This is a genomic window from Janthinobacterium sp. ROICE36, from assembly GCF_002869965.1.
In the GTDB taxonomy this organism is placed as follows: domain Bacteria; phylum Pseudomonadota; class Gammaproteobacteria; order Burkholderiales; family Burkholderiaceae_D; genus Janthinobacterium.
Map to the genome: position 1 here is coordinate 1 of NZ_PEBS01000196.1, position 664 is coordinate 664.

Annotated in this window: 1 protein-coding gene and 1 pseudogene; one reads left to right on the forward strand and one right to left on the reverse strand. The window is 49.4% G+C overall.

Going from position 1 to position 664, the window contains the following annotated elements:
• Nucleotides 1–116: 116 nt before the first annotated feature.
• A complete protein-coding gene (locus tag CSZ94_RS29405) occupies nucleotides 117–284 on the reverse strand; it encodes an enoyl-CoA hydratase-related protein (protein ID WP_146009931.1) in 168 nt (55 codons plus the stop codon).
• Between the two features lie 287 nt (nucleotides 285–571).
• Here CSZ94_RS29405 and CSZ94_RS29485 point away from each other — a divergent pair.
• Nucleotides 572–664, forward strand: a pseudogene (locus CSZ94_RS29485) (IS6 family transposase); the annotation flags it as partial.

Below are 664 nucleotides of genomic sequence, written 5' to 3' on the forward strand. Positions count from 1 at the left end.
TGTGAAGGGCTTGGGTCATGGCGCTGGCGGTGAGGTGACAGGAATCAACAGTGTACTCAACAGGCGCCTGGCTTTGAAGTAGGGCAAGCTGCGAATAGGAATATGATCACCCAATTCTAAACACCTAGCCACAACGAATCGTCGTTCTCGAAATCGTCCCAGATCGCTTGTAGCTCTTCATGTGTACGCAGGTTTAGCGCGTTTAATACTTCAGGCCGATTAATAGTAATGTAGGCCACGCGTCCCATTTTTTCATAGCGGACATAACTGGCTTTGGACTCCATTTAGCACCTGCTCTCTTCTAAAATTTGTTGATATTGTGAGGTTTCCGCTGTTTTTAATCTTCCAACAGGCAACTCTTATGCAGCCATTCTTTCATGATTCTGCTCACTGATCCAGCGGTTCAAGAACTGGATTGGTGATTTATAACCGGGATGTTGGCGCCGATTTAAATTTGGCCCACCATGCTAATTAAATTGTGACCGAGGGCGGGCGCCGGGTTCTGTCGCATTAGCGAACGCCGGCGGGCCGTTCGGGTAAGCTGCGGTGCCCGAATCCAGGACGAATCGACATGGTCAACTTCAAAGGAATGCGCTTTCCGATCGACGTGATCCTGGTTTGCATTCGTTGGTATGCGGCATATCCGCTGAGCTATCGACACTTG

What these genes read in the sequence shown, in the direction of transcription:
- CSZ94_RS29405 (WP_146009931.1), bottom strand. Translation starts at nt 284, where the DNA reads ATGGAGTCCAAAGCCAGTTATGTCCGCTATGAAAAAATGGGACGCGTG.